This window comes from Streptomyces sp. NPDC032161 (genome assembly GCF_040636995.1).
Taxonomy (GTDB): Bacteria; Actinomycetota; Actinomycetes; order Streptomycetales; family Streptomycetaceae; genus Streptomyces.
This window is the reverse complement of record NZ_JBEZVN010000055.1, coordinates 1-25,046: the sequence shown is the minus strand read 5'-3', so window position 1 is coordinate 25,046 and position 25,046 is coordinate 1. Positions and strand designations below refer to the sequence as shown.

Sequence of the window (25,046 nt, the reverse complement as noted above, 5' to 3'; positions counted from 1 at the left end):
ACGGGCCTGCCGCCGGCCCCGCGCGGCGTCCCGCAGATCGAGGTCTCCTTCGACATCGACGCCAACGGCATCATGCACGTCACCGCCAAGGACCTCGGCACCGGCAAGGAACAGAAGATGACCGTCACCGGCGGCTCCTCGCTGCCGAAGGACGACATCGACCGCATGGTGCGCGAGGCGGAGCAGCACGCGGAGGAGGACCGGCAGCGCAAGGAGACCGCCGAGACCCGCAACCGCGCGGAGTCCCTGCTCTACCAGACCGAGAAGCTGATGAAGGACAACGCCGACAAGATCCCGGACGACGTGCGCACGGAGACCGAAGAGGCGCTCACCGAGGTCAGGGAGAAGCTCAAGGGCGACGACACCGCCGGGCTCCGTACCGCCACCGAGCGGGCGAGCACGGCCGCGCAGCGGATCGGCTCCGCCCTGTACGCGCAGGCCCGGGGTGGGGCGGACGGCACCTCCCCCGACGGCTCCGGACCGGGTGCCGGCGCGGGCACGTCCGGCGGCGGTGAGGACGAGGTCGTCGATGCGGAGATCGTCGACGACGAGCGGAAGGAGGACGGCGGGTGACGGACGCCCGCGCGTCTGCGTTTCTCACCTCCCCGGAACGTTCTCCGCCCCACCGCGCCGATCAGCCGATGACGAGCGGGAGTTGAGCGGCCGTCTCGCCCAGTTCGGCTCGCTGAGCGTCGGTCGGGGCACGCCGTCCGGTGCCGATGAGCAAGGTGTCCGTGTCGGAGAACGACGCGGGGAACGGGGACCCGGCGATCACCTCCAGCATCGCGCGGGACCGGGCGAGTCCCGCGGCGGGCGGCGGCGCCGCGTCCGGCAGACACGCGATCAGATCGAGGTGGTGCAGCGTCCATTCCAGGACGTACGCGGAGAGGAAGTCGCCCGCGGTGAGCACCTTGTCCTGCGTGGCCACCCGGAGGCCCGGGTCGGCGAGTCCGGCGGCCCGGCCCGCGGCGGAGCCGATGTCGTCGAGGTGGTGCTTCAGCAGCCGGGGTTCCTCGTACGCGGCGGCCAGCCGGACGGTCAGCGCGTCGAGCGGGTCGGCACAGGTCGGTGGCGTACGGGCCACCGCCCAGTACGTCACCGCGTCGTGGGTCGGCTGCGTGTCGGCGGGGGTGGCGAGGGTGATCAGGACGTCCTGGGCATCGATGATCAGATGGCACGCCAGATCCCGTACGAGCCAGCCGGAGCAGCCGGACGGCCGCGCGAAGTCCTCGTCCGGGAGTGCGACGACGGCCGTGCGCAACGCCGTCCAGGAACGCGAGAAGAGATCCATGTCGGCACGGTAGTGCGGCGCGGTGAAGGCGTACAGGCGTTGCCGGTGTGCGGGCGGTTCGCGCGCTCCGACCGCCGACCAGCCCTTCGGGAGGCCGGGTTCGCGCCCCCCGGGGAAAACCGGCCCCGGCCCTGTCCCGTCCGTGTCGCGGACGCGAACACCGCGGGCTCAATTCAGTTTTTTCCATGATCCTCAGGCGTTACGATCCGAACGGTGACGAGCGAAGACCCAACAGTTCGATCGTGCCCGAGGCGATGACCGCTCGGCTCGACTCCCTGTGGAACACGCGGCCTCCACGCCCGCTCCCATGCCGGACCGCCGCCGCAGCGGTCCCACGGCGTACGGCCGGTGCCGAGAAAGGAACCCAGTGAGCGGGACACCGCATCACGGCCCCGAAACCCGCGCACTGCGCGACCGGGTGACCGCCCCTTCGACCATCGCCCTGCCCACGGCCGGTGACGGGCTCGTCTGGAGACCGGTCACCGCCGCCGACATCGATCTGGTCCTCGACCTGAAGCGTGCCGCCGGGCAGGTCGATCACCCGCGCTGGCTGGTGATGAGGGACGAGTTGGAGGAGGAGTTCGCCGGCGAGACCTTCGTCCCCGAGCGCGACGCGGTGATCGCCGTCGATTCCGGCGGTCGCGCGGTCGCCTACGGCTCGGCCGTGGCCCCGGCGAGCCCGGAGACGATCTTCTGGGTGGAACTCGACGGAACGGTGGCGCCGGACCGTCGTGGCGAGGGCATCGGCAGCGCGCTGCTGGCATGGCAGGAGGCCCGTGGCCTCCAGCATCTCGCTTCGTGCGACGCCGCCCTGCCCGGGTGGCTGGCCTCGGGCACGGACGACCGTGCCACCCGTACGATCCGGCTCCTGGAGGCGCACGGCTACGAGCGCGCCCGATGGTGGCTGGAGCTGGAACGCGACCTCGTGGCGCCGCTCGCCGAGCCGCCTCCCCCTTCGGGGGTGCGGCTCGTGCCCTACGGCGAGGAGTGGAGGGAGCGGGCCAGGTCCGCGCTGAACGACGCCTTCCGCGACCACTGGGGCAGCCAGCCGGTCACCGTCGCCGAATGGGCCGCCGGTGACCGCCTGAAGGCGTTCCGACCGGACCTGTCCGTACTCGCCGTCGCCCCCGGCACGTCCGGCGCATCCGAGGACGAGCGCGTCGTCGGCCTCGTCCTCGTGGACGTGTCACCGGAGGAATGGCCGCTGCGCGGGGGCCCGTTCGGGTACATCTCGGCCGTGGGGGTACGACGGGAGGCACGGGGGCAGGGGCTGGCCCGCGCCATGCTGGCCCACGTGCTGCGGACACTGCGGACCGATGCTCTCGGCCGCGCCGTGCTGGACGTCGACTCCGAGAGCCCCACCGGCGCCCTGGGCCTGTACCGGAGTCTGGGATTCACCGTCACCGACCGCTCGGTCAGCCTCGTCAAGCGCTTCTGACCTCACGGGCCCGTGAGGCCCCTGAGGCCCTGGGATTCCTCAGCCCCTGGGGCTCGTCCGCCCCCTGATCGTCGACCTCACGGCAGGGCCGGCCGACCACGCCTCCCGAGGCATCCGGCGACAGGGCCCCGGTGCGGCCTCCGCAGCCGCCTGACCATGCACACCCGATCCACCCGACCCGATCGGACGAACAGAAAGCAGCCCGACGTGTTCGCTTCCACTGTCACCGACTTCTGGCTCGCCCCCTCCCCGACGAGCCGGTTCCTCTGCGGCGACGACACCTTCGGTGTCACCACCGACGCCGCGCTCGACGAGGACGAACGGCTCACCGTCCTCACGACGACCGACGGGAGGACGCGTGTCCTGCTCACTCCCGCTCTCGCCGGGGAGATGGGTCTGGAGGAAGGGCAACCGGTCGACGAGGCGGGCTTCCGGCGGCGGCTGGAGGCGTCCGGCATCTCGCTGCACGGAGCCGCCAACCTCTTCTACTTCACCCACGAGGCCCGCAAGGCGTTGCTCGGTGAGCCGGACGACCCCTCGGTCCGCCCGCTCACCGCGGCCGACGCGCGGGCGTTCGAGCGGTTCGAGGCGGCGGCCCCGGAACAGGATCTCGACGACGCGTACGTCGCACTGGACCACTGGGCGGTCCACGGCGCCTTCGAGGACGGGCAGCTGGTGTGCGTGGCGAGCATGTACCCGTGGAACGACGCGCCGCTGGCCGACCTCGGCGTACTGACGCTGCCGTCCTACCGGGGCAGGGGCCACGCCCGCCGCCTCGTGCGCGCGATCTCCCGGCACGCCCTCGCGCGGGACCACGAGCCTCAGTACCGGTGCCGACTCGACAACCACGCCTCGGTGGCGGCGGCCACGTCGGCCGGGCTGACCCGGTTCGGAACCTGGGACGTCGCCTCGCCGCAGTCGGCCGGATAGGAGTACTCACCGGTCTTGTTCCGCGGTGCCGCTCCGCCTGCCGCCGTGCAGCCCCGGGGTGTGTCACCACGGATCGGCGCGTTCCTCCCGCGGGCTCGTCGGCTCGCGGTGGCCGACCCGTCGGGCTCGTGGTCGCAGGCCCGTCGGCCCACGGTGGCCCACCCCTCAGCTCGCGGCCGCGTGCTCGTCGGCCGTGGTCCCGATCCTGGCGGTCCTGCTGACCCACTGGGAGAGGGTGAGCTGCGTGGTCCCGGCCGAGTGTGCCCGAACGCGTCGGCAGGGTGCGCCCCGGCGCCGTCCGGCCCCGTCACCGGTGCCCGCCCCCTGGTCGCGGACGGCGCGGTCGGCCAGCGCGTCGCGGAGGAGCAGCAGGTGTGCGGGCGGGGCGCGGAAGTCGTCCTTGGCCCGGTGCGTGAGGGCGGGCGCCGGGTGGCCGTGGCCGCCCGACGTGTCGGGCGCGGGAACCTTGGGGGCGGACGCCTCGGCCAGTCGTTCGTCGATCGTGCTGCGCTTCTTGGTGGCAGTGAACATGGGAGGGGGTCCTTCCTGTGCTGCGGCGCCGGTCGCGCGGCCGTCATGGCAGTGGTCCGGGCGCGGGAATCGCGCATGGGAGTCGTGGTGGAGGGGGGCCTGATCACCGGGCGCGAACGACGGTTCCGGGAGACGCCTCCCGGTAGCCGTGCGTCCTGCGGACGGTGTCGGAGGCACGCCCTTGTCGCGGTGGGTCCGCAGGTCGGATACCCCGTAACCGAGGAGTGACACTCCGTACGCGGTGCGCCGCCCGGACGGGCGGACGCGATCGGTGACGTCCGGCGACGGGGCCGCCCGACCGGTCGGGACGGGCTGGGCGCCCGTCGGGGTCGCCCCGATCGCCGGGCCGGTGGAGCGGCCGACGGGAGCGGATCCCGTGCCGGTGAAGCGGCGTACGGCAGTGGATGCCGGGCCGGTGACACCGGTCGCGTCATCCGTCTCGTACCGCTCGGCCGGGCCGTGGGCTTCGATCATGGCGACACCTCCGTTCGCCATCCCACTGTCGCCCGGAGGAGGCCCCTCGCGCGTCGTCCCGCCGCAGCGATTCCGACTACCACGGCTGCGGTATCCGGTCCCCGCGCCTACCACCGGCTGGAACGGCCCGTCGGCAGGACATCACGCCGACGTCCGTGCCCGACTCCAGGGCCTCTCCCGTGCCCGGCCCCCGCACACTCCCGGAAGTGCGACTACGACTGCATGGACGGCTGCGAAGGCCCCGATTCCGTCGTGGGACTCACCAGACCGCACTGGTACGCGATGACGACGAGCTGGGCCCGGTCCCGGGCCGCCAGCTTGGTCATGGCCCGGTTGACATGGGTCTTGGCGGTCAGCGGGCTGACGAACAGGTGCGCCGCGATCTCGTCGTTCGACAGCCCCAGTGCCACCAGCCCGACGACGTCGCGTTCCCGGCGCGTCAGGCACTCCAGCCGCTCGTGCACGCCCGCCGGGCACGGATCCGGCTGGGCGAGAAATCGCCCGATCAGCGCACGCGTCGCCGACGGGGACAGCAGGGCCTCGCCCGCGGCGATCGTCCGGACGGCGTCGAGCAGTTCCTCGGGCCGGGCGCCCTTGCCGAGAAAGCCGCTCGCACCTGCGCGCAGCGCCTCGGCCACGTGCTCGTCGTCCTCGAAGGTGGTGAGGATGAGCACCTTCACCTCGGTGAGGTCGTCGGACTCGCTGATGAGCCGAGTGGCTTCGAGACCGTCCATCTCCGGCATGCGGATGTCCATCAGGACCACGTCGGGGCTCTGCGCACGGGCCAGGTCCAGCGCCTCCTGCCCGTTGGACGCCTCCCCCACCGTCTCCATGTCGTCCGTGGAGTCGAACAGCATCCTGAACGTGCCCCGCAGCAGGGCCTGGTCATCGACAAGCAGCACGCGGATCGTCATGCCCGTCCCTTCTCTGTGGTTCGCCCATGACCGGGCCGGGGCGCAACGGCAGCTCGGCCGTCACGGTGAAGCCGCCCTCCGGGCGGGCGCCCGCGTACAGCCGCCCACCGACCGTGGAGGCGCGCTCGCGCATCCCGATGAGCCCGTGGCCCGTCCCCGGACGGGCCGGGTCGACTCCGGTCCGGCCATCGTTCTCGACGGTGATCGTCAGCCGCTCGGGGCGGTAGTGCAGGAACAGCCGGGCGCGGTCGGCCCCCGCGTGCTTGTGCACGTTGGTCAGGGCCTCCTGCACGATGCGGTACGCGGCCAGGTCGACCGCCGGAGCGAGCGGTTCGGCGACGCCGTGCCAGCTGTGGCTCACGTTCAGTCCGGCTCGCTCGAACGATGCCAGGAGCGCCGGTACGCGGGCCAAGCCGGGCATCGGGTCGCGCGGCGTCACCGGGTCACCGGACTGCCGCAGCAGCCCCACGGTCACGCGCAGTTCGTCGAGCGCGGACCGGCTGGTGTCCCGGATGTCCTCCAGTGCGGCCAGGATCTTCTCCGGCCGCCGTTCCACGAGGTGGACCGCCACGCCCGCCTGGGCGTTGATGAGGGCGATGTGGTGGGCGACGATGTCGTGCAGTTCGCGCGCGATCCGCACCCGCTCGGCCGCCACCCGCTGCTGCGCCTCCTGTTCGCGCGTGCGCTCCGCGTGTTCCGCCCGCTCCTCCACCGCGGCCACATAGGCGCGGCGCGAGCGCACCCCGTCACCGATGGCAGCGGGCAGCACCGTCCACGCCAGCATCGCCGCGTTGTCCGGGGCCAGCCAGGAACGCGGATCCCACAGCACGGCGACGCCCACCAGAATGGCGACCGACGACATCGCCGAGATCAAGGTCACTCGCCGGTCGGTGTGCGCGGCGACCGTGTAGACCGACACCAGGACGGGGCTGATGACCAGCGGGCTCTCGCGGAATCCCAGCACCTGGAAGGCCACCCCGCAGCCGACCGCCACGGCCAGTACACCGACCGGGTGACGGCGCCGCCACACCAGCGCGGAACAACCGGTGCCCGCCAGCACCACCGCCTGCCAGCGCAAGGAGAACTCGCGCTCGTGCGGCACGATCGAGGCGGCCACGACGGACAGGACGAACAGCACGACCAGGACCAGTGCGTCCATCACACCGAACCCGGACCGTTCCCCCCTTCTCCGACCACTGCTCACCGCCATGGCACCACCGTAGGGTCGACGACCGCATCGGGCATCGTCACGCGGGACGGCCCCGCGGCCTCCGGCATCCGCCCCCCGCCCCGGCCGCCGTCCCCGGAATCCGGTGTCCGCCCACGCCCGAGGCCTCCGACGCGCGGTTGCCGCCCGTGCGCCGAACCGCCGCCGGTGCCCCGGCCGAGGCGCCGGACACGTCGTCACGATCGCCCGGCCGGACGGCCCGACGACTCCATTCGGCCGACGCCCGACCGGCATGACGACGGCCGGCCGACGTGACAACGGACGGCGGGGGCCCGAGCGCCCGACCACCCGTCACGCCCCCGCCTCGGCCACTCCCCCGCGGGCCGTCGGTCCCTCCCCCAGCGCTTCTTGTCGGTTCAGACTCCCTTCGTCGGCGCGACCCGTCCCGCCCACGGCGACAGTTCGGCCGTCAGCCAGCGGAAGACCTGGGGCACCTGGCGCTTCCACAGGCCGATGGTGTGCGGCCCGGTCACCCGGGCCACCACCACCCGTGTCGGGGGTGCCGCCGCGCGCCGCAGCGCGAGTCCGTCGCGGTAGCCGTCGTCGCGTCCGCCCGAGAGATACAGCGCGACGCGCGGAGGGGTGGTCGCATGGCGCAGGATCCACAGCGGGTTGTTGGCCCGCCGCAGCTCCGGGGCGCGGGCCGTGAGGGAGACCCGTTCGGCGGCCGGGTCGTTGTAGCCGGACAGGCCCACCGCGGCCCGGTACCGGTCGGGGTGGGCGAGTGCCATCTTCACGGCGCAGTGCGCCCCGGCCGAGTAGCCGGCCACCGCCCACCCCTTCGCGCCGCCCCGTGCGCGGAAGGTGTCGATCACCATCTGCCGGACGTCCACGCTGAGCCATGACTCGGCGTCCACGACGCCCGGCACATTGGCGCATCCGGTGTCCTGACCGGCCAGCAGATTGGTGCGCGGTTCGACGAGAATGAACGGGGCGATCTCGCCGCTCCGCATCCCGGCCGCCAACTGCGACTGCACCCGCAGGCTGCTGAACCACGCCTTCGCCGAACCGGGGAAGCCGCCGAGGAGTTCGACCACGGGGAACCTCTGGTGCCGGAAGGCCGGCTGGTCGTACTGCGGCGGCAGCCACACGTACACCTCGCCGCGCACCCCCGACACCCGGCCGCGCAGTTGGGTGACGCGGACGTTCCGCCCCATCCGGGCGTCGTGCACCGGGTCGAACTCCTGGACGGCCTTCGGCTCGTTCGCCAGGTCCTTGTGACTTCCGAGTCCGTCGCGTCCGAGGTCCGGGGCTGCGACGACATGGTGTCCGGTGCCGAGCAGATCGGCCCAGCTGTCGTACAGGCCGTTGGTGTTGTTGACCACCACGAAGACACTCAGCACGGCCGCCCCCTGCGCGAGGACGACCATCGCGAGGCGGCTCGCGCCTCGTACCACGGCGGGACCCCGTACCCGCCCCCACAGCAACAGGGGAAGCAGCAGGCTGACCATGGCCAGCGCGATCGTGGCCAGGAAGAAGGGTGTCCCCGTCAGGCTCATCACGCCAGTGAGGATGTCGCACACAGCACGATGGTTTACCCTCTTTTCCACCTTTTTACGTCGAACGCGAGAACCGGGAACCTCGTGTTGACGCCGGTCACTCCCGTGCCTTCGGCAACCGGCCCCCGCTCCTTCGACGCCGGTCGCCCTCGGCCTCCCGCATCGCGCGCCCCGGCCGCGCCGGGAAGGGGCGGGAACGGCCGGGGGACGGGCCCCGGTTTCTCGGCGTGCGATCACTCACATGGGCGCCCTTTGTGCGCCGACGTCGGACAAACGTAATATCGGCAGGTCATCGCCGCGACGGGAGACAGGAAGCCGGTGCGAATCCGGCACGGTCCCGCCACTGTGACCGGGGAGTGGAACCCTTCGACATGCCACTGCGCGCCGCGCGGGAAGGCGGGGGGAACGTCGATCCGGGAGTCAGGACACTGGCCTGTCGCGGGCCCGTTTTGAGGAGCGCGGACTCCCCAGGAGGCTCTACGTGTATTTCGGCATACCCCGCCGCCGCCCCTGCTCTCCCTCTGCCCGTACCCGGCGCGCCCCGCGCGTCGTCGCCGGGGTCATGGCCCTGGCCACCGTCCTGTCGGCCGCCGGTTGCGGCACCGCCGGCTCCCCCGGGAAGCCGGAGGCCGGTGCGTCGTCGGTCGAGGGCTTCCCGGTCACCGTGGACAACTGCGGTGTGAGAACGACGTACGACAAACCGCCCTCGCGCGTGGTCACCATCCATCAGCACCCCGCCGAACTCCTCCTCGCCCTGGGGCTGAAGGACCGCATGGTCGGTACCGCCTTCCCGGACTCGGCCGTCCTGCCCGAGCTGCGGAAGGACTTCGCGGCCGTACCCGAACTGGCGAAGCGGGAGCCGTCCTTCGAAACCGTCCTGGACGCGGAGCCGGACTTCGTCTACGGCGGCTACGGCAGCGCGTTCGCCGAGAACGAGGGCCGGTCGCGCAAGGCGTTCGCCGAGGCGGGCATCGACACCTACCTCAACCGCGAGTACTGCGGCAAGAAGCGGGTGACGATGCGGGACACCTACGACGAGATCACCACCATCGGCGACGTCTTCGGCGTCCCGGACCGCGCCTCCGCGCTGGTGGCCGATCTGAGGGGGCGCGTGGACAAGGCCGTCGCGGCCGTGGGGAAGGGGCCCGACGTGCCCGTCTTCGTCTACGACAGCGGCGAGAAGACCGCCTTCACCGCGGGCGGCAAGGGGCTCGGCAACGACCTGATCGGGCTGGCGGGCGGCCGGAACATCTTCGCGGGGCTCGACGACGTCTTCGGGGACGTCTCCTGGGAACAGGTCGTGGCCCGCAAGCCCGAGGTCGTGGTGATCTACGACTACGCGGGCTCCGGCAGCGTCGAGCAGAAGAAGCGGTTCCTGCTCTCGCAGCCCGCCCTCGCCGACGTCCCGGCCATCAGGAACGAGCGGTTCGTGGTCCTGCCGCTGACCGCGACCCTCGTCGGCATCCGTTCGGCGTACGCGGTCGACGGCCTGGCACGCGGTCTGCATCCCGAGAGCTTCCGGTGACGGGGACGGGGACGGGAACGCCCGTGAGGGCCGCCCCGCCCGACGGGACGACCGAGAGGGCGGTCGACGGAGCGAGTGCGTGGCTCCCGCGCCGCGGCGGCCGGTCGCGGCGCGTGCCCCTCCCCCTCGCGCTGACCGTCCTCGCGCTGCTGCTGGTGGTCTCCGCCACCGCCGGCCTGGCCATCGGCTCGGTGCACGTGCCGCCCGGCCAGGTGTGGGGCATCGTGACGCACGCGCTGGGCGCCGACTGGCAGGAGCCGTCCTGGACCCGCGCCCGGGAGACGATCGTCCTGGACGTGCGGGCGCCGCGGGTGCTGCTCGGTGCCGTGACCGGCGCCGGGCTGGCCGTGGTGGGCACCGCCATGCAGGCCCTCATCCGCAACCCGCTGGCCGAGCCGTACCTGCTGGGCGTGTCCTCCGGCGCGTCGCTGGGCGCGGTCACGGTGATCGTGCTCGGCATGGGCGCGCTCGGGCCCGTCTCGCTGCCGGCCGCCGCGTTCGCCGGTGCCCTGGGCGCGCTGCTGGTGGTGTACGCGACCGCGCGCACCGGCGGACGCATCACCTCGGTACGGCTCGTGCTGTCCGGTGTGGCGACGGCGTCGGTGCTCACCGCGGTGACGAACCTGCTGCTGCTCACCACCGGCCGGGGCCACGAGGCCCGTGCCGTCCTCGCCTGGACCCTCGGCGGCCTCGGCGGCGTCGGCTGGGACACGCTCTGGCTGCCGGGTGCCGCCCTGCTGCTCGGCATCGCCGTCCTGCTGGTACAGGCACGGAACCTGAACCTGCTGCTGGCCGGCGAGGAGTCGGCGGGCACGATGGGACTCGACGTGGCCCGGTTCCGGGCCCGCATGTTCGTCCTGCTGTCCCTCGTCACCGGCGTCCTGGTCGCCGCGACCGGGCCGATCGGCTTCGTCGGGCTGATGCTGCCGCACACCGTGCGGCTCGTCGTCGGCGGCGACCACCGTCGCGTGCTGCCGACGGCCGCCCTCGGCGGAGCCGTCTTCCTGATCTGGGCCGACATCGCCGCCCGCACGGTCGCGGCGCCGTTGGAACTTCCCGTCGGGGTGCTCACGGCGCTGTGCGGAGGCCCCTTCTTCCTCTGGCTCATGCGCCGTGACGCCCGGCGGAACGACGAACGGGGGGCGGCATGAGCGACGCGGTCGAACGCGCCGTCGGCGGCGGCGCCCTGTCCGTCGACGGGGTCACCCTGTCCGCCGGTGCGCACCGCCTGGTCCGGGACGTCTCCCTGACCGTCCGCCCCGGCGAGGTCGTGGGGCTGGTCGGCCCCAACGGCAGCGGCAAGTCGAGTCTGCTGCGCGCGGTCTACCGCGTGCTGCGACCCGACGCCGGACACGTACGGGTCGACGGGACCGATGTCTGGCGCCTGCCCGTGCGCACACTGGCCCGTACCCTGGCCGCGGTGGTCCAGGAGCCCGTCGCCGACTTCGACCTGACGGTCCGTGAGGTGGTCGCCATGGGGCGTACCCCGCACAAGGGCCTGTTCGACGGCGACACGGCACAGGACGCCCGGCTGATCGCGTCCGCCCTCGCGTCCGTGGACGCGGCCTCGCTCGCCGACCGTTCCTTCGACCGGCTCTCCGGCGGCGAGCGCCAACGTGTGCTCATCGCCCGCGCCCTCGCCCAACAGCCCTCGCTGCTCGTCCTCGACGAACCCACCAACCATCTGGACATACGCCACCAGCTCGACGTCCTCGGCATCCTGCGCCGGCTCCCCGCCGCCGTTCTGGTCGCGCTCCACGACCTCAACCTCGCGGCGTACTACTGCGATCGCCTCTACGTGTTGCGCGGGGGCGAGGTCGTCGCGTCCGGCCCACCCGCAGAGGTGATCACCGCGGAACTGCTGCGCGAGGTCTACGAGGTGGCGGGCGAGGTCGTCGTCCACCCCCGCACGGGAGCGCCCCATGTGACGTTCCTGCCCGGGGAGCTGGGACCCCGCCGGGCCGTGACGGCCCGGGGGGACGGGCCCGTTCCGTGAGCGGGCGGGGTCGCGCGAGACGGCCCGCTCCCGCCTTCGGCACGGCGGCGAGCGACCATCGTGGCCACCTGTTGCCGCACGGCCCATCCACCCTTCCTCCAGGGCGTGTTCGCCGTTCGGCCGATTACCGTTCACCAAGCGGAAGCTGACTGTCAGTCACCGTGCATACAATTCCTGTCGAACACCGAGTCCCGGCAGTCCGCTCGGTCCGCACCAACACGCCCGACCGGGCCGAGTGTCTGGTCGCGGCGTGCGCAGTACTTCCTGACCCGATCCGGTTGTCCGGGGACACCCTCGCGGCCGGCCGACAGTATGGAGCACTTTCCGTGATGGATCGTACGAGGCGGTCGAGCACTCTGGTCGTCGGGGGAATGACAGCGGTGCTGCTGACGGGTTGCGGCTCCGAGGACCAGATCTGGCCGTCCGAGAGCAAGGACAGGATCGTCGTCGGGATGTCCGACGGCATCCTCGCCACCGACCCGGCCTCGGGGTACGACCCGGGGTCCTGGCTCTTGTTCAACAACGTGTTCCAGTCCCTGCTGAGCTTCCCGCCCGCTTCCTCCACCCCCGTGCCGGAGGCCGCGGAGGAGTGCGGGTTCTCGAACGGCAGCAAGACCTACACCTGCACGCTGCGCGACGGATTGAAGTTCAGCAACGGCCACAGTCTCACGTCGAAGGACGTGAAGTTCTCCTTCGACCGTACGATCGCGATCGACGACCCGGCCGGTCCGTCGCCGATGCTGTCCACCATCAAGTCGATCGACACCCCGGACGACAAGACCGTGGTGTTCCACCTCAAGGTGCCCGACGCGACGTTCCCCAGCAAGATCGCGTCGGGTGCCGGCTCCATCGTGGACCACCAGGTCTATCCGAAGGACCGCCTGCTCGGGGGCGGCAAGACGGTGGGATCGGGACCCTACAAGCTGGACTCCATCGACAAGTCCGAAGCCGACTTCTCGGTCTACTCCGGGTACCACGGAAACGCCGAGGTGAAGAACTCCGGGGTGACGCTGAAGCTGTTCCGCGGCGATCAGCAGGCGCTGAGGTCGTCCTTGGAGAAGGACGACGTCGACATCGCCTACCGCGGCCTCACCGCCAAGGCGATAGCCGCCCTGGACTCCTCGGCCACCGCCAAGAAGGATGGCCTCACGGTGGTGCAGGGCAGCAGCGCCGAGGTCCAGCACCTGGTCTTCAACGTAGCCGATCCCGTCGTCGGCAAGCTCGCCGTGCGCAAGGCCATCGCTCACCTCGTCGACCGGTACTCCCTGGTCAGCAAGGTGTACCAGGACACGGCGACGCCGCTCTACTCGGTGGTCCCGGTCGGCATCACCGGCCACGGCACCTCGTTCTTCGACGTGTACGGCGACAGTCCGAAGCCGGACAAGGCGCGGAACGTCCTGCGCGAATCCGGAATCACCGAGAAGGTGAAGCTCACGCTCTGGTCCACCCCGAGCCGATATGGTCCCGCCACGGATGACGAACTACGCACCATAGCTGACCAGTTGAACCGGAGCGGGCTGTTCGAGGCCGACATGAAGTCCGTCCCGTTCGGCCAGTACGAGAAGAACATCGCCGCAGGCAAGTACGGCGTCTACGTCAAGGGCTGGGTGCCGGACTATCCCGACCCCGACAACTTCACCCAGCCGTTCTTCGGCGAGAACAACGTGCTGTCGAACAACTACGAGAACAACGAGATATCGGACCAGATCATCCCGCGCACCTCCTCCGTGACCGACCGCGCCGACACCCGGCAGGACTTCATCAAGCTGCAGGACATCGTGGCGCGGGAGCTGCCGTTCCTGCCGCTCTGGCAGGGCCAGCAGTACGCGGTCGCCCACGAGAGCATCCGGGGGCTGCAGAACTGCCTGGACACCTCGACGGTCTTCCGCTTCTGGGAGCTCGGCACCGCGGAGTGACTCCGGCGCCGCGGAACGCGGACGGGGGATCGTCCGGGAGACGGCGTTCGCGCGAGTGGGGCGGGGTGTCCGGCGCACTCCCGCCCCCCTTCGCCGGGGACCCGAGGGCGTCGGGTCCCTTCCCGGGGACGCCGGGGTGCTTCCCCGGGGACGTCGGTCGCGGCGCCGCGGGGAAGCCGCCACACCGATGGCGCACTTCCGCCTGATCGACATCGCCTTCTCCGCCGACGCGCATGCCCCGCTCGTCGCGCGTCCCGGACGGCCCACCCCGGCGCCGCCACCGGCGGCGGTCCCTCCTGGCGGCGGCGCATCGAAATGCTGGAAATTCGCCCGTATTTCTTGAACATTCGTCCCGCTTGCGGCATACGTGGCATCGCGATTTGGTTGAGGGAAACCGTCGCCGTACCAGGAGCTGCCATGTCGATGTCGTCATTCGGTTTCGGCTCGTCCGACCCGTTCAGCGACCTGCTGAACCGGTTCTTCGGTATGTCGCCCGCGTCGTCGCCCCCGGCGGTGCAGCGGGTCCCGATCGGACGGCTGCTGACCGAGTCCTCGCTGCGCCTCCTCAATCTGGCCGGGCAGCGGGCGGTGGAGGACGGGACGGCCGACCTCGACACGGAGCACCTGCTGTGGGCGGCCACGAAGGTCGACCCGGCGCGTACGCTGCTCGCCCAGGCGGGCACGGACCCGGAGGCACTCGCGTCCCGGATCGCGAAGATCCTTCCCCGGGAATCGGGCGAGCCGTCCGCGGAACCGGGCCTCACCCCCGCCGCCAAGCGCACCCTCACCGCCGCGTACGCCCGCTCGCAGGCGGCCGGTGTGTCCTACATCGGTCCCGAGCACATCCTCGGCGCGCTGCTGGACGACCCCGACTCGGGCGCCTCGCGCCTGCTGGAGGCGGAGGGCCAGGACGTCGGAAGGCTGGTAGACCTCACGGAGCACACGGCCCGGGCGGACGGGGCGCCGGCCGAGGCGAAGAAGCCCGCCACCACCCTCGACGAGTACGGACGCGACCTGACGGAGGAGGCGAAGGCGGGGAAGCTCGACCCGGTGGTCGGGCGGGCCGAGGAGATCGAGCAGACCGTCGAGATCCTCTCGCGGCGGTCCAAGAACAATCCCGTGCTCATCGGGGAACCGGGGGTCGGCAAGACCGCGATCGTCGAGGGGCTGGCGCAGCGCATCGTGGCCGGTGAGGTCCCCGAGGCCTTGAAGGACAAGAGGGTGGTCTCGCTCGATCTGTCGGGTCTGGTGGCCGGGGCGCAGTACCGGGGCCAGTTCGAGGAACGTCTGAAGAAGGTCATCGAGGACGTCCGGACGGCGGGCGGGGACATCATCCTGTTCATCGACGAACTGCACACGGTCGTCGGCGCGGGCGCGACGGGCGAGGGTTCCCTGGACGCGGGCAACATGCTCAAGCCCGCCCTCGCGCGCGGCGAACTGCACGTGGTGGGTGCGACGACGATCGACGAGTACCGCAAGCACGTCGAGAAGGACGCCGCGCTCGAACGGCGCTTCCAGCCGGTGATGGTGCCGGAGCCGACCGTGGAGGAGACGGTGCAGATCCTGGAGGGGCTGCGCGACGCGTACGAGGCGCACCACCAGGTCCGGTTCGCCGACGGCGCGCTGGCCGCCGCGGCGGAGCTGTCCGACCGCTACATCAGCGACCGGTTCCTGCCCGACAAGGCGATCGACGTGATGGACCAGACGGGAGCGCGGGTGCGGTTGCGCAGCGCGAGCCGTTCCACCGAGGTCGTCAGCCGCGAGGACCGCATCGCCAAGCTGCGGCGCGAACAGGATCAGGCCGTGTCGGCCGAGGACTTCGACAGGGCGGCGGAGCTGAAGAGGGAGATCGCCGAGGTCGAGGGGGAGCTCGCGGGCATCGAGGAGCGCCGCGAGGGCGTCGTCTCCGTCACCGCCCGCGACATCGCGGACGTGGTCTCCCGGCGCAGCGGCATCCCGGTCTCCCAGCTCACGGCCGGTGAGAAGGAGAAGCTCCTCATGCTGGAGGAGGAGATGCACTCCCGCATCGTCGGCCAGGACGAGGCGGTCACCGCGGTCTCGCAGGCGGTACGCCGCAGCCGGTCGGGCATGGGCGACCCGAATCGCCCCGTGGGCTCCTTCCTCTTCCTCGGCCCCACCGGTGTGGGCAAGACCGAACTGGCCAAGACACTGGCGGAGCTGCTGTTCGGTGACGAGAACCGCATGGTCCGCTTCGACATGACCGAGTTCCAGGAGAAGCACACGGTCGCCCGGCTGGTCGGTGCTCCGCCGGGATACGTCGGGTACGAGGAAGCGGGCCAGCTCACCGAGAAGATCCGGCGTCGGCCCTACAGCGTGGTCCTGTTCGACGAGGTGGAGAAGGCGCACCCCGATGTCTTCAACACGCTGCTGCAGATCCTCGACGACGGGCGGCTGACGGACGCCCAGGGCCGCACCGTCGACTTCCGGCACTGCGTCGTCATCATGACGTCCAACATCGGTGCGCATCGCATCCTCGATCACAAGGGCGATGTGTCGGAGCTCAAGGACGAGTTGATGGGCGAGCTGCGGACGCGGTTCCTGCCCGAGTTCCTCAACCGCATCGACGACATCATCATCTTCCACGGTCTCGGCGAGGACGACCTGGCGCGGATCGTGGACCATCTGCTCGAGCAGAGCAAGCGCCGGGTCCACGCGCAGGGCATGGAGCTGGAGGTGACGGAGGCCGCCAAGAAGCTGCTGATCGCCCACGGCCACCAGCCGGAGTTCGGCGCCCGTCCGCTCAGGCGCACGATCCAGTCGGAGCTCGACAACCGCATCGCGTTGCTGCTGCTGGGCGGCGATGCCGAACCCGGCGACACGATCGTGGCCGATGTGCTGGACAACTCGCTGCACTGCACGGTCGTCGGCGGCGGCTCGGACGAGGCGGGCGACGGGCCGGGCGGCGACACACGGGCGGGGACACGGCAGGGCCCGGACGAGAAGTCCTGAAACCGACCCGAAGGGGTTGCATCGCCGTGAACGCCTCCGACGGCGGCCAGGAGCGCCGCGAGCCCCCGGGCGGGACCGGTTCCGCCGGACGCACCGGCCCCTTCCGCCGCCACCGCCACCCGGCGGCGGGCTGGGGCACGGCCAGGAGCGTGAGCCGGGCCCTGGTGCGCGAGGGCGCGGGTCCGTCCCCGTGCGCGGGATCGAGGCCATGCATCGTGGCGACGTGAAGATGTTCGTCGGCATGGGCCGCAACTTCGCCATGGCCGCGCCCGACACCGCGTACACGCACGAGGCGCTGCGCAGGTGCGGCCTCACCGTCCAGGTGAGCACCGAGCTCAGCCGCGGCCACCTGCCCGGAACGATGCACGCCGGGAACGTTGGACGCGCGACGCCCCGGTGAGCAGGTCACGACCGATCACGGGCCGTCTCCCGGCACTCCGGCCCGTGGTCGCGGTTCCGTGCGGCCGCGGGTCAGTCGACGGCCGCTTCGAGGGCCACGCGTACGCACTCCAGCGTGCGGTCCACGTCCTCCTCGGTGGTCGCGGCGTTGAGCCGCCGGTCACCCGTGGGGAAGGCGGGTTCGAGCACTCCCTGGGCCAGCAGGGAGGCGTGGTAGCGCGCGTACCGTTCGCCGTCGCACTGCATGGCCTCCCGGAAGTTCACGGGTGCCTCAGCCCGGAAGTAGACGCACCACTCGGAGCCGAGGCCCACCACCACGGCCTCGGCCCCGGTCTCGGCGATGGCCTTCTCGATGCCGCCCCGCACGCGTTCGCCGCGGGCGTGGAGGATGCCGAAGATGTCGTCGCTCTCCATGATCTCCAGCGTCTTGTTGGCGGCGGCCAGCGCGTACGGTGAGGCGTTGTACGTGCCGTCGATGGTGGCCTCCGTCCTGGAGTAGGCGCCGAGGTGCCCCATCACCGCGTCGGAACCGGCGAGCCCGGCGAGCGAGTATCCGTTGGCGACAGCCTTTCCGAAGGCGGTGAGGTCGGGTGTGACCCCGCACAGGGACTGGTAGCCGCCGATCGCCGCGCGGAACCCGGTCTTCACCTCGTCGAAGACGAGCACCACCCCGTGGCGGGTGCACAGTTCACGGAGGAGTTCCAGGAAGCCGGGCCGCGCGGGCACACAGCCGAAGCTGTGGACGTAACCCTCGGCGAAGGCGGCCGCGAGTTCCTGGCCGTGGCGGTCGAAGGCGTCCCGCAGTCCCCGGGCGTCGTTCCACTCCACGACGACGACGTCGTCGACGACGGCCGGGTGGAGCCCTCCGCCGTTGGGGGTGTTGAGGCGCGAGGTCGCCGTCAGGTCGGAGCGTGAGCTCCCCACCGCCACGTGGTCGCTCCAACCGTGGTAGGAACCGTGGAACTTGAGGACCTTCAGCCGGCCTGTGGTGGCCCGCGCGACGTGGACGGCGTGCATGGTGGCGTCCGTGCCGGAGGTGCAGAACGCGACCTTCTGTGCCGAGGGCATGACCTCGCAGATCTTCTCGGCGAGCTGGTACTCCCCGGCCTGGGGGCCCACTCCCGTGAGGTCGCAGGTGCTGACCGCCCGGAAGACAGCCTCGTTCACCCGCGGGTCGCAGTGTCCGAGAACGATCGGGCCCCAGGCGTTCAGGTAGTCGGTGTACTGCTTGCCGTCCTCGTCCCAGACGTACGCCCCCGAGGTCCGGACGAACACCTGGCGCCAGCCGACCCGGTGGCCGGAGGAGACGCCGCGGGGCACCACGTGCCGGGCGCGGTCCCAGACGGACGACTGGTTCAGCTCGTCGGGAGCTGTGGGCATGGGGACTCCTTCTCGGGGAGGTGGTGTCGGGACGTGCGTGAGGGGCGACGAGGAGTGTGCGTGGCGCGGGTTCCTCCCGGCCGGTCGCCCGCGCAGGACCCGCCGCCGGCACAGGATCCGTGCGGGCGCTCCGGGTACGGGCCGGGGCGCCGTCAGCGGGCGGGCGGGACGAAGAAGTCGCGGTTGAGGACCATCAGGTCCCCGGGCTCCAGGTCCCGGATGGTGGACCGGCCGATCCCGTACATGGTCTCGCGGATGCCGCTGCGGAGGATGTCGAGTACGGCGTAGGCGCCCGCTTCACCGGCGCAGGCGAGCCCGTAGAGCAGCGCGCGGCCGGCCAGGACCGCCTTGGCGCCGAGGGCCAGCGCCTTGACCACGTCCGAGCCCCGCCGTATGCCGCCGTCGACGAGTACGTCCACCTGGTCGCCCACGGCCTCGACGACCGAGGGCAGATACCTCAGCGGCGAGGGGCTGCCGTCGATGTTGTTGCCGCCGTGGTTCGACAGCGAGATGGCGTCGGCTCCGAGGTCCACGCTCAGCTTGGCGTCCCGGATGGTGTTGATGCCCTTCACCATGAACGGGCCGCCCCACAGCTCGCGCAGCCACTTCACGTCGTCCCAGGTGGGAGGTGGCGTCGCCTCGAACTCGGCCCAGGCCGTGCCGAAGTACGGCACGTTTCCCATACGGTCGAACAGGTTGGGCACCTTCAGTTCGGGAATCCGGCCGCGGCGCAGATAGCTGCCGAACCAGGCCGGCCGGGACAGGGCCTCCGGCGCGAGCCGCACCATGGTCCTGAGGTCGAGGGCGCTCGGCGGGGCCGGGGGAACTCCCCAGTCGCGGCGCGGTGTGTGCGACCAGTCGAGCGTGACGATCAGCGCCTTGGCACCGGCCCGGCGCGCGGCCTCGACCCGGGCCTCGATCTGGTCGCGCTTGCCGACCCAGTAGAGCTGGAACATCGTGTTGGGATTGGCCGCGGCGACGTCCTTCGCGGAGTCTGAGGCCCAGGAGCTCAGTCCGGTCGCGGTACCGGCGCGGGCCGCGGCACGGGCCACGCCCACCTCTCCGTCGGGATGAATGGCCTGGGCGCCCACGGGCGAGACGAGGACCGGGAAGTCGATGTCGATCCCGAGGACGGTGGTGCGCAGGTCGAAGGAGGTCGGGCGGTCGAAGACGGTCGGCGAGAAGCCCAGTTCGTTGAAGGCCCGCAGGTTCTCGTCCAGGGTCCAGCCCTGTTCGTTGCCGGCCTTCACGGCCAGCCAGACGGCCTTGGGCAGTTTGCGCTTGGCGAGGCGCTCCGCCTCGGCCAGGTTCTTGAACGGCACTCGGGTCACCACGGTTCGTTCCCTTCGATCGCCCGTCCGGTGGTCCACGCGGGGCGGGGAGATGCGCCCGGCGGCGGTGGACGGGGCCACCCGACTAGGTTCGGCCACCGTAGGCTGAAATTTAACTTACGGCAATAGCAGAAGAACGGGTTTCTGAAACATGAGTACCGAGCATGAATGAAATCAAGATTCCACATCAGGCGCCCTTGACCCAGCTTGAAAGGTTTGTAACTCTCAATGTCCCGCGGCCCGCCCGCGCCCCCCGCGGAACCCGCGGCACGGAGAGGCGGCCCGACCGAAGAGGTAGGCATGAGTTCTTCATCCACGGTGTTCGTGGCGACCAACGACCTGTCCGGATTCACCCGCGGGCGTGCCGCACCGGGCAACGCGGCCGAGGGGGTGCTGCGTCGCGGGGTGGGGTGGGTTCCGGCCGATCTCGCGGTGACGGCCTTCGGGGAGATCGCGCCGAACCCGTTCGGCTCGACGGGTGACCTGAAGCTGCTCCCGGCCGAGTCCACCGGCGTGGACATCCCCGCCCGCGGCGATGTGCCGGGTGTACGTCTGTATCTCGCCGACCTGGTGCTGCCGGACGGCACCCCGTGGGACAACTGCCCGCGCACCTTCGCCCGCAGGGCGCTCGACGACTTCCGGCGTGCCACCGGGCTGGAGGTGGTGGCCACCTTCGAGCACGAGTTCATGATCCCCGGACTCGACAGCGGCGCCCCGTTCTCCTTCACCCGGTTCCGGTCCGCCGAGCCGTTCGGCGGCGAACTGGTGGCGCTGCTGGACCGGATGGGACTCGAACCGGAGACGTGGCTGCCGGAGTTCGGCACCGGCCAGTTCGAGATCACCCTGCGCCCGTCCGACGGCCTGACCGCCGCGGACCGCGCGGTCGTCCTGCGGGAGGTGGTCCGCGACCTGGCGTCCCGGCACGGACACCGCGCCACCTTCGCGCCGCTGCTGCACCCCGACGGCAGCGGCAACGGCGTGCACGTCCACCTCTCCCTGCGCGACGCGCAGACCGGACGCCCGGTCCTCCACGACGAACAGCGCCCCGGCGGGCTCTCCGAGCTGGGCGGCCGGTTCAGCGCCGGGATCCTCCGGCACGCCCGGGCGCTGCTCTCGTTCACGGCGGGCAGCCCCAGTTCGTATCTGCGGCTGGCGCCCCGGCGCTGGAGCTCCGCCGGGGTGTTCCTGGCCGAGCGAAACCGGGAGGCCCTGCTGCGGATCTGTCCGACGAGCAGCCTGGGCGGCGGCGTCGTCGCCGACCAGTTCAACCTGGAGTTCCGTGCCGCGGACGCGACCGCCAACCCGTGGCTGGTCCTCGGCGTACTGGTGCGGGCCGGACTGCAGGGGCTGGAGGCGGACTACGGGCAGCCGCGGGTGTGGCCCGAGGAGGCCGGGGAATCGGACCTCGCGGAAGTCCCCTCCCTGCCCCGCGGCCTGGAGGAAGCCCTCCTGGAACTCGACAAGGACGACGTGGTGTCCGGCTGGTTCTCCGACGAGCTGCTGGAGACCCACCGCTCGGTGAAACGGTCGGAACTGGCCGCGGTCTCCGGTCTGGACGAGCGGGACGTGTGCGGGCGGGTCGCCGATGTCTACTGAACTGCGCCGCCACATCGCCACACTGCCGCTGGTCGACCACCACGTCCACGCCCCGCTCGCCTCGCCGGTGACCCGCGGCCGGTTCGAGACGCTGATCACCGAATCCGACCGTCCGATCCCGGCCGGGGTCACTCAGTTCGACTCCCAGATCGGGTTCGCGATCCGCCGCCACTGCGCACCGCTCCTCGGCCTGCCCCCGCACGCGCCGGCGGACGCGTACTGGAACGCGCGCTGTGGGCGCACCCCCGAGCAGCTGTCGGACCTCTTCCTCACCGCCGCCGGTGTCTCCGACTGGTTGTTGGACACCGGTTTCAAGAGTGACGAGCTGCTGCCGACGGAGACGCTCGCCGAGCGGCTGCCCGCCCGGTTCTCCGAGATCGTGCGCCTGGAGACCGTTCTCGAGGACGTCGCTCCGACGAGCAGCGCCGCGGGCCTCGCCGACGACTTCCGGGCGGCGCTGGCCGGGGCCACCGTGTCGGCGGTCGGCCTGAAGTCGATCATCGCCTACCGCTACGGCTTCGACTTCGCCCCTGCCCGCCCCTCCGCCCAGGAGGTGGAACGGGCGGCCGGCGCCTGGCTGCGCGAGCTGGCGGCGGGCGGCCCCGTCCGCGTGACCGACCCGGTGCTGCTGCGCATGGCCCTGTGGGCGGGCGTGGACACCGGTCTGCCCCTGCAGCTGCATGCCGGGTACGGCGACCCCGACCTGGATCTGCGACGGTGCGACCCGCTTTTGCTGATGCCCTGGCTCAAGGAGATCGAGGGCACCGGAACCCATGTCGTGCTGCTGCACTGCTACCCGTTCCACCGCAACGCGGGGTTCCTCGCGCAGGTGTTTCCGCACGTCTACTTCGATGTCGGTCTCGGGGTGAACTACACCGGTGCCGCCTCCACCGCCGTCGTCGCCGAGAGCCTCGAACTGGCCCCCTTCACCAAGGTGCTGTACTCCTCCGACGCCTGGGGGCCGCCCGAGCTGCACCACCTGGGCGCCGCACTCTGGCGGCGCGGCATGGCCCGGGCGCTCGGCGACTGGGTCGAGGAGGGCGAGTGGGCCGAGGCCGAGGCCGTCCGCGTCGCCACGATGATCGGGCGTACCAACGCACAGCGCCTCTACGGACTGCCCCATGACTGACCCGAACGCGTACGAAGCCCTGTGGGCAGCCCTGGACCGGCACCTGCCCGCGGCGCTCGACCTCAGACGCCGGCTGCACCGCGAGCCCGACCTGTCCGGCGACGAGGCGTCGACCCGGGACATGGTGCTGGCCGCGCTGCCGGGGGCCGGTGCGGCGATGAAGACGGCCGAGACCGGTGCCGTGCTGCGCATCGGCTGGCCGGGACCGGCGATCGGCGTGCGCGGTGAGATGGACGCGCTGCCCGTCACCGAGGACACCGATGTCGCATGGGCATCGGCCCGGCCGGGTGTCATGCACGCGTGCGGCCACGACACCCACCTCGCCGCACTCGTCGCCGTGGCGGGAGCCCTGGCCGAGACCGGGCCTCCCGTACCCCTGCTCGCCGTCCTGCAGCCACGCGAGGAGACCTACCCGTCCGGGGCACGGGACATCGTCGCCAGCGGTCTCGTCGAGTCCGAGCAGTGCGTCGCCATGGTGGGCGTCCATGTCCAGCCCCTGCTCGCCCCGGGCGAGGTGGCGTGCACCCCGGGCGGCGTCAACGGTTCCTCAGACGAGTTCGAGATCGTCGTACGGGGCAGATCCGGACACGCCGCCTATCCCCATCTGACGAACGACGCGCTGCTGGCGATGTCCGAGATCGTCGTCGCGCTCCAGAGCGTGGTGAGCCGGTCCGTCGACCCGATGACGCCCGCGGTCGTGGGTGTGTCGTCGCTCTCGGCGGGCAACGCCGCGAACGTCATCGCCGGCACCGCGCGGGCGACCGGCACTCTCCGGGCGCTGGCGTCCTCGACCCGGGAGCTCATCCACCGACGGATCACGGAGGTCGCCGAATCCGTCGCGCGGGCACACGCCTGCACCGCGACGGTGACCATCACCCACGGGGAACCCGTACTCGACAACGACCCGGCCCTGGCACGGAGCATCACGCACGAACTGGACCGCCGGGGGCTCACCGTCTCCCGGAACCTGCGCTCCCTGGGCTCGGACGACTTCTCGTACTTCTGCGAACGCGTGCCCTCGGCCATGCTGTTCGTCGGCACAAAGACATCCGAGCCACTGCACTCCTCACGCTTCCTGCCCGATGACGAGGACGTACGCGCCGTCGCCACGGCTCTGATGGCCGGCTACCTCGGAACGGTCGCCGCCCTGGGGGAACGCATCGGGGACCCCGGCGCGCCGGAAGCGTCGGCCGGGTAGCGGCCCACCACGGCCCCGGGGCCGGTCACGCGGCGGGATCGACCGGCCCCGGGCCGTTCCTTGCGTCCGGGCCGGTCCGGGTGTCCGTAACCGCCCGAGCGCACGGCCCGAGGTGATCGACCGGCTGTGCGCTCGGGTGTGTGCCGTGCGGTCAGGCGTGTTCGGTCGCCGTCTCGAACCGCTCCATGCGTTCCCTGCCCGCCGCGCCCAGGGCATCCGTCACCGCCGCCACCAGGCTCTCGCTCAGGGCCATCGCGGCCACGAGGGAGTCGAACGGCGAGGCGGACTCCACCTGTGCCGGAAGAACGACCTTGGCCAGCTTGGCGATGGGAGAGAGCCAGTTGTCCGTCATCAGGCACACGGTGGCGCCCCGGGCCGCCATCCCCTCGCTGAAACGGAGGCTGGACTCGCTGTAGCGGCGGTAGTCGAGGACGAGGAGAACCGTGTTGGCGTCCGCGTCGGCGAGCGCCCTGCGACGCTCCATCTCCTCCTGGCCGACCACGTCGACGTCCTCGCGCAGCTGCCACAGATGGATGACCAGGTACTCGGCCAGCAACCGGCTGAACCGGCCCCCGGCCACCCGCACGCTGCGCGCCGGGTCGCTGAGGAGCTTGACGAGGGTGGCGAACTCCGACTCCGGCAGCTCCGCATAGGTGGCCTCCAGCATCCGCGCGAAGGCCCGGTGCGTCTCCGGAAGCACCCCCTTCGCGGAGGCCGGCGCCTTCTCGGCGTACTGCTTCAACGGTGAGCCCAGTTCGCCGTTCAGCTCGTGGACCAGAGAGCGCTGGAAGGCCGGGAATCCGGCGAAACCGAGCCGGGTGACGAACCGGACCACGGTCGCCGAGCTGACCCCGGCACCTGCGGCGAGGTCCGCGACGGTGGTGAGGCCGGCAGTGGGGTACTGGGCCAGCACCGCGCGGGCGACCTTGCGTTCACCGTTGCTCAGTTCGTCCATGGCGGAGAGCAGCAGCTTCCGCACCGACGCGTGACCACCCGGTATCGTCTCCATTTTTCAAGGCTACCAAGGCTGCGCACGCACTGAAACATTCGTTACATCGGTGCGCGCCGGGCCGGTAGGGCGCGCGGGCCGCCTCGTGACACCCGCCCGACCGCCCCGCGGTCGTGCTGGGGATCGCCCCCACGGCACGGTCCTCCCCGAGCCGTGAGAGGAAGCCCGGCCCCTCGGAGGGGCCGGGCGGACGCGTCGTCAGCTCCGAGCGTCACCGAGCACGCCTGCGAGGGCGTCCACGAGCAGATCGATCTCGTCCTCGGTCGCCACCAGCGGAGGGGCGAACCGGACC

At 71.5% G+C, this 25,046-nt stretch carries 20 protein-coding genes and 1 riboswitch; of the genes, 12 read left to right on the top strand and 8 right to left on the bottom strand.

From position 1 onward, the window contains the following. Positions 1 to 573: Hsp70 family protein (locus AB0E67_RS34370; protein ID WP_362034502.1), on the top strand; the 573-nt coding region annotated here is incomplete at its 5' end. Positions 574 to 634: 61 nt separating this feature from the next. Here the strand turns inward: AB0E67_RS34370 and AB0E67_RS34365 are convergent. Further along, positions 635 to 1,291, bottom strand: coding sequence for a maleylpyruvate isomerase N-terminal domain-containing protein (locus tag AB0E67_RS34365; protein WP_362034500.1), 657 nt, complete (start codon positions 1,289 to 1,291; stop codon positions 635 to 637). A 367-nt stretch (positions 1,292 to 1,658) separates the two neighbouring features. On the opposite strand from AB0E67_RS34365, the gene AB0E67_RS34360 reads away from it, so the two are divergent. Next, a complete protein-coding gene (locus AB0E67_RS34360) occupies positions 1,659 to 2,729 on the top strand; it encodes a GNAT family N-acetyltransferase (protein WP_362034498.1) in 1,071 nt (356 codons plus the stop codon). A gap of 207 nt (positions 2,730 to 2,936) precedes the next feature. Continuing rightward, positions 2,937 to 3,659 (top strand): GNAT family N-acetyltransferase, encoded by a 723-nt coding sequence (locus AB0E67_RS34355; RefSeq protein ID WP_362034496.1) that lies wholly within the window; start codon positions 2,937 to 2,939, stop codon positions 3,657 to 3,659. Between the two features lie 165 nt (positions 3,660 to 3,824). On the opposite strand, the gene AB0E67_RS34350 is transcribed toward AB0E67_RS34355, so the two are convergent. The 4 genes from AB0E67_RS34350 to AB0E67_RS34335 all read right to left on the bottom strand — a co-directional run bounded on the left by AB0E67_RS34350 (position 3,825) and on the right by AB0E67_RS34335 (position 8,305). After that, positions 3,825 to 4,190 (bottom strand): hypothetical protein, encoded by a 366-nt coding sequence (locus tag AB0E67_RS34350; RefSeq protein WP_362034494.1) that lies wholly within the window; start codon positions 4,188 to 4,190, stop codon positions 3,825 to 3,827. A gap of 686 nt (positions 4,191 to 4,876) precedes the next feature. Continuing rightward, positions 4,877 to 5,578, bottom strand: coding sequence for a response regulator transcription factor (locus AB0E67_RS34345; protein ID WP_362034492.1), 702 nt, complete (start codon positions 5,576 to 5,578; stop codon positions 4,877 to 4,879). Next, on the bottom strand, positions 5,550 to 6,788 hold the full coding sequence (locus AB0E67_RS34340) for a sensor histidine kinase (protein ID WP_362034490.1): 1,239 nt from the start codon (positions 6,786 to 6,788) through the stop codon (positions 5,550 to 5,552). Before AB0E67_RS34340 ends, AB0E67_RS34345 begins: the two co-directional genes overlap by 29 nt. Before the next feature lie 374 nt (positions 6,789 to 7,162). Then, on the bottom strand, positions 7,163 to 8,305 hold the full coding sequence (locus AB0E67_RS34335) for an alpha/beta hydrolase-fold protein (protein ID WP_362034506.1): 1,143 nt from the start codon (positions 8,303 to 8,305) through the stop codon (positions 7,163 to 7,165). A 269-nt stretch (positions 8,306 to 8,574) separates the two neighbouring features. Beyond that, positions 8,575 to 8,757: riboswitch (cobalamin riboswitch) on the top strand. A 110-nt stretch (positions 8,758 to 8,867) separates the two neighbouring features. On the opposite strand from AB0E67_RS34335, the gene AB0E67_RS34330 reads away from it, so the two are divergent. The 6 genes from AB0E67_RS34330 (at position 8,868) to AB0E67_RS34305 (ending at position 17,112) form a co-directional block, all read left to right on the top strand. After that, the gene (locus AB0E67_RS34330; RefSeq protein WP_362034504.1) at positions 8,868 to 9,830 is read left to right on the top strand and encodes an ABC transporter substrate-binding protein; all 963 of its coding nucleotides are present in this window, start codon (positions 8,868 to 8,870) and stop codon (positions 9,828 to 9,830) included. A 113-nt stretch (positions 9,831 to 9,943) separates the two neighbouring features. Continuing rightward, the gene (locus AB0E67_RS34325) at positions 9,944 to 10,981 is read left to right on the top strand and encodes an iron ABC transporter permease (RefSeq protein WP_362034488.1); all 1,038 of its coding nucleotides are present in this window, start codon (positions 9,944 to 9,946) and stop codon (positions 10,979 to 10,981) included. Then, entirely contained in the window at positions 10,978 to 11,826 is an 849-nt protein-coding gene (locus AB0E67_RS34320; protein WP_362034486.1) for an ABC transporter ATP-binding protein, read from the top strand. The genes AB0E67_RS34325 and AB0E67_RS34320 overlap by 4 nt, the downstream gene beginning before the upstream one ends. Before the next feature lie 329 nt (positions 11,827 to 12,155). After that, a complete protein-coding gene (locus AB0E67_RS34315; protein WP_362034485.1) occupies positions 12,156 to 13,742 on the top strand; it encodes an ABC transporter substrate-binding protein in 1,587 nt (528 codons plus the stop codon). Between the two features lie 417 nt (positions 13,743 to 14,159). Then, the gene (locus tag AB0E67_RS34310; protein ID WP_362034483.1) at positions 14,160 to 16,712 is read left to right on the top strand and encodes an ATP-dependent Clp protease ATP-binding subunit; all 2,553 of its coding nucleotides are present in this window, start codon (positions 14,160 to 14,162) and stop codon (positions 16,710 to 16,712) included. Between the two features lie 223 nt (positions 16,713 to 16,935). Next, complete coding sequence (locus tag AB0E67_RS34305) at positions 16,936 to 17,112, top strand: hypothetical protein (RefSeq protein ID WP_362034508.1); 177 nt, start codon at positions 16,936 to 16,938, stop codon at positions 17,110 to 17,112. Between the two features lie 71 nt (positions 17,113 to 17,183). On the opposite strand, the gene AB0E67_RS34300 is transcribed toward AB0E67_RS34305, so the two are convergent. Both AB0E67_RS34300 and mftD read right to left on the bottom strand, forming a co-directional pair. Further along, a complete protein-coding gene (locus AB0E67_RS34300) occupies positions 17,184 to 18,491 on the bottom strand; it encodes an aminotransferase class III-fold pyridoxal phosphate-dependent enzyme (protein WP_362034481.1) in 1,308 nt (435 codons plus the stop codon). Between the two features lie 152 nt (positions 18,492 to 18,643). Beyond that, the gene (gene mftD / locus AB0E67_RS34295) at positions 18,644 to 19,825 is read right to left on the bottom strand and encodes a pre-mycofactocin synthase MftD (protein WP_362034478.1); all 1,182 of its coding nucleotides are present in this window, start codon (positions 19,823 to 19,825) and stop codon (positions 18,644 to 18,646) included. Positions 19,826 to 20,122: 297 nt separating this feature from the next. On the opposite strand from mftD, the gene AB0E67_RS34290 reads away from it, so the two are divergent. The 3 genes from AB0E67_RS34290 to AB0E67_RS34280 are packed head-to-tail and all read left to right on the top strand — an operon-like array spanning position 20,123 to position 23,745. Beyond that, on the top strand, positions 20,123 to 21,418 hold the full coding sequence (locus AB0E67_RS34290) for a glutamine synthetase family protein (RefSeq protein WP_362034475.1): 1,296 nt from the start codon (positions 20,123 to 20,125) through the stop codon (positions 21,416 to 21,418). After that, the gene (locus AB0E67_RS34285) at positions 21,408 to 22,547 is read left to right on the top strand and encodes an amidohydrolase family protein (RefSeq protein ID WP_362034472.1); all 1,140 of its coding nucleotides are present in this window, start codon (positions 21,408 to 21,410) and stop codon (positions 22,545 to 22,547) included. The genes AB0E67_RS34290 and AB0E67_RS34285 overlap by 11 nt, the downstream gene beginning before the upstream one ends. Then, positions 22,540 to 23,745 carry a M20 family metallopeptidase gene (locus AB0E67_RS34280; protein WP_362034469.1) on the top strand — a complete coding sequence of 402 codons (1,206 nt, stop codon included), beginning with the start codon at positions 22,540 to 22,542 and terminating at the stop codon, positions 23,743 to 23,745. Before AB0E67_RS34285 ends, AB0E67_RS34280 begins: the two co-directional genes overlap by 8 nt. A gap of 151 nt (positions 23,746 to 23,896) precedes the next feature. On the opposite strand, the gene AB0E67_RS34275 is transcribed toward AB0E67_RS34280, so the two are convergent. After that, on the bottom strand, positions 23,897 to 24,754 hold the full coding sequence (locus AB0E67_RS34275; RefSeq protein ID WP_362034467.1) for a MurR/RpiR family transcriptional regulator: 858 nt from the start codon (positions 24,752 to 24,754) through the stop codon (positions 23,897 to 23,899). Positions 24,755 to 25,046: the final 292 nt, after the last annotated feature.

Excerpts from the sequence above, each read along its gene's own strand:
- AB0E67_RS34330 (WP_362034504.1), top strand. The coding sequence starts at position 8,868 with ATGGCCCTGGCCACCGTCCTGTCGGCCGCCGGTTGCGGCACCGCCGGC.
- AB0E67_RS34365 (WP_362034500.1), bottom strand. The coding sequence starts at position 1,291 with ATGGATCTCTTCTCGCGTTCCTGGACGGCGTTGCGCACGGCCGTCGTC.
- AB0E67_RS34275 (WP_362034467.1), bottom strand. The coding sequence starts at position 24,754 with ATGGAGACGATACCGGGTGGTCACGCGTCGGTGCGGAAGCTGCTGCTC.
- AB0E67_RS34335 (WP_362034506.1), bottom strand. The coding sequence starts at position 8,305 with ATGAGCCTGACGGGGACACCCTTCTTCCTGGCCACGATCGCGCTGGCC.
- AB0E67_RS34350 (WP_362034494.1), bottom strand. The coding sequence starts at position 4,190 with ATGTTCACTGCCACCAAGAAGCGCAGCACGATCGACGAACGACTGGCC.
- AB0E67_RS34345 (WP_362034492.1), bottom strand. The coding sequence starts at position 5,578 with ATGACGATCCGCGTGCTGCTTGTCGATGACCAGGCCCTGCTGCGGGGC.
- AB0E67_RS34315 (WP_362034485.1), top strand. The coding sequence starts at position 12,156 with ATGGATCGTACGAGGCGGTCGAGCACTCTGGTCGTCGGGGGAATGACA.
- AB0E67_RS34320 (WP_362034486.1), top strand. The coding sequence starts at position 10,978 with ATGAGCGACGCGGTCGAACGCGCCGTCGGCGGCGGCGCCCTGTCCGTC.
- AB0E67_RS34310 (WP_362034483.1), top strand. The coding sequence starts at position 14,160 with ATGTCGATGTCGTCATTCGGTTTCGGCTCGTCCGACCCGTTCAGCGAC.
- AB0E67_RS34300 (WP_362034481.1), bottom strand. The coding sequence starts at position 18,491 with ATGCCCACAGCTCCCGACGAGCTGAACCAGTCGTCCGTCTGGGACCGC.
- AB0E67_RS34340 (WP_362034490.1), bottom strand. The coding sequence starts at position 6,788 with ATGGCGGTGAGCAGTGGTCGGAGAAGGGGGGAACGGTCCGGGTTCGGT.
- AB0E67_RS34285 (WP_362034472.1), top strand. The coding sequence starts at position 21,408 with ATGTCTACTGAACTGCGCCGCCACATCGCCACACTGCCGCTGGTCGAC.
- AB0E67_RS34280 (WP_362034469.1), top strand. The coding sequence starts at position 22,540 with ATGACTGACCCGAACGCGTACGAAGCCCTGTGGGCAGCCCTGGACCGG.
- AB0E67_RS34290 (WP_362034475.1), top strand. The coding sequence starts at position 20,123 with ATGAGTTCTTCATCCACGGTGTTCGTGGCGACCAACGACCTGTCCGGA.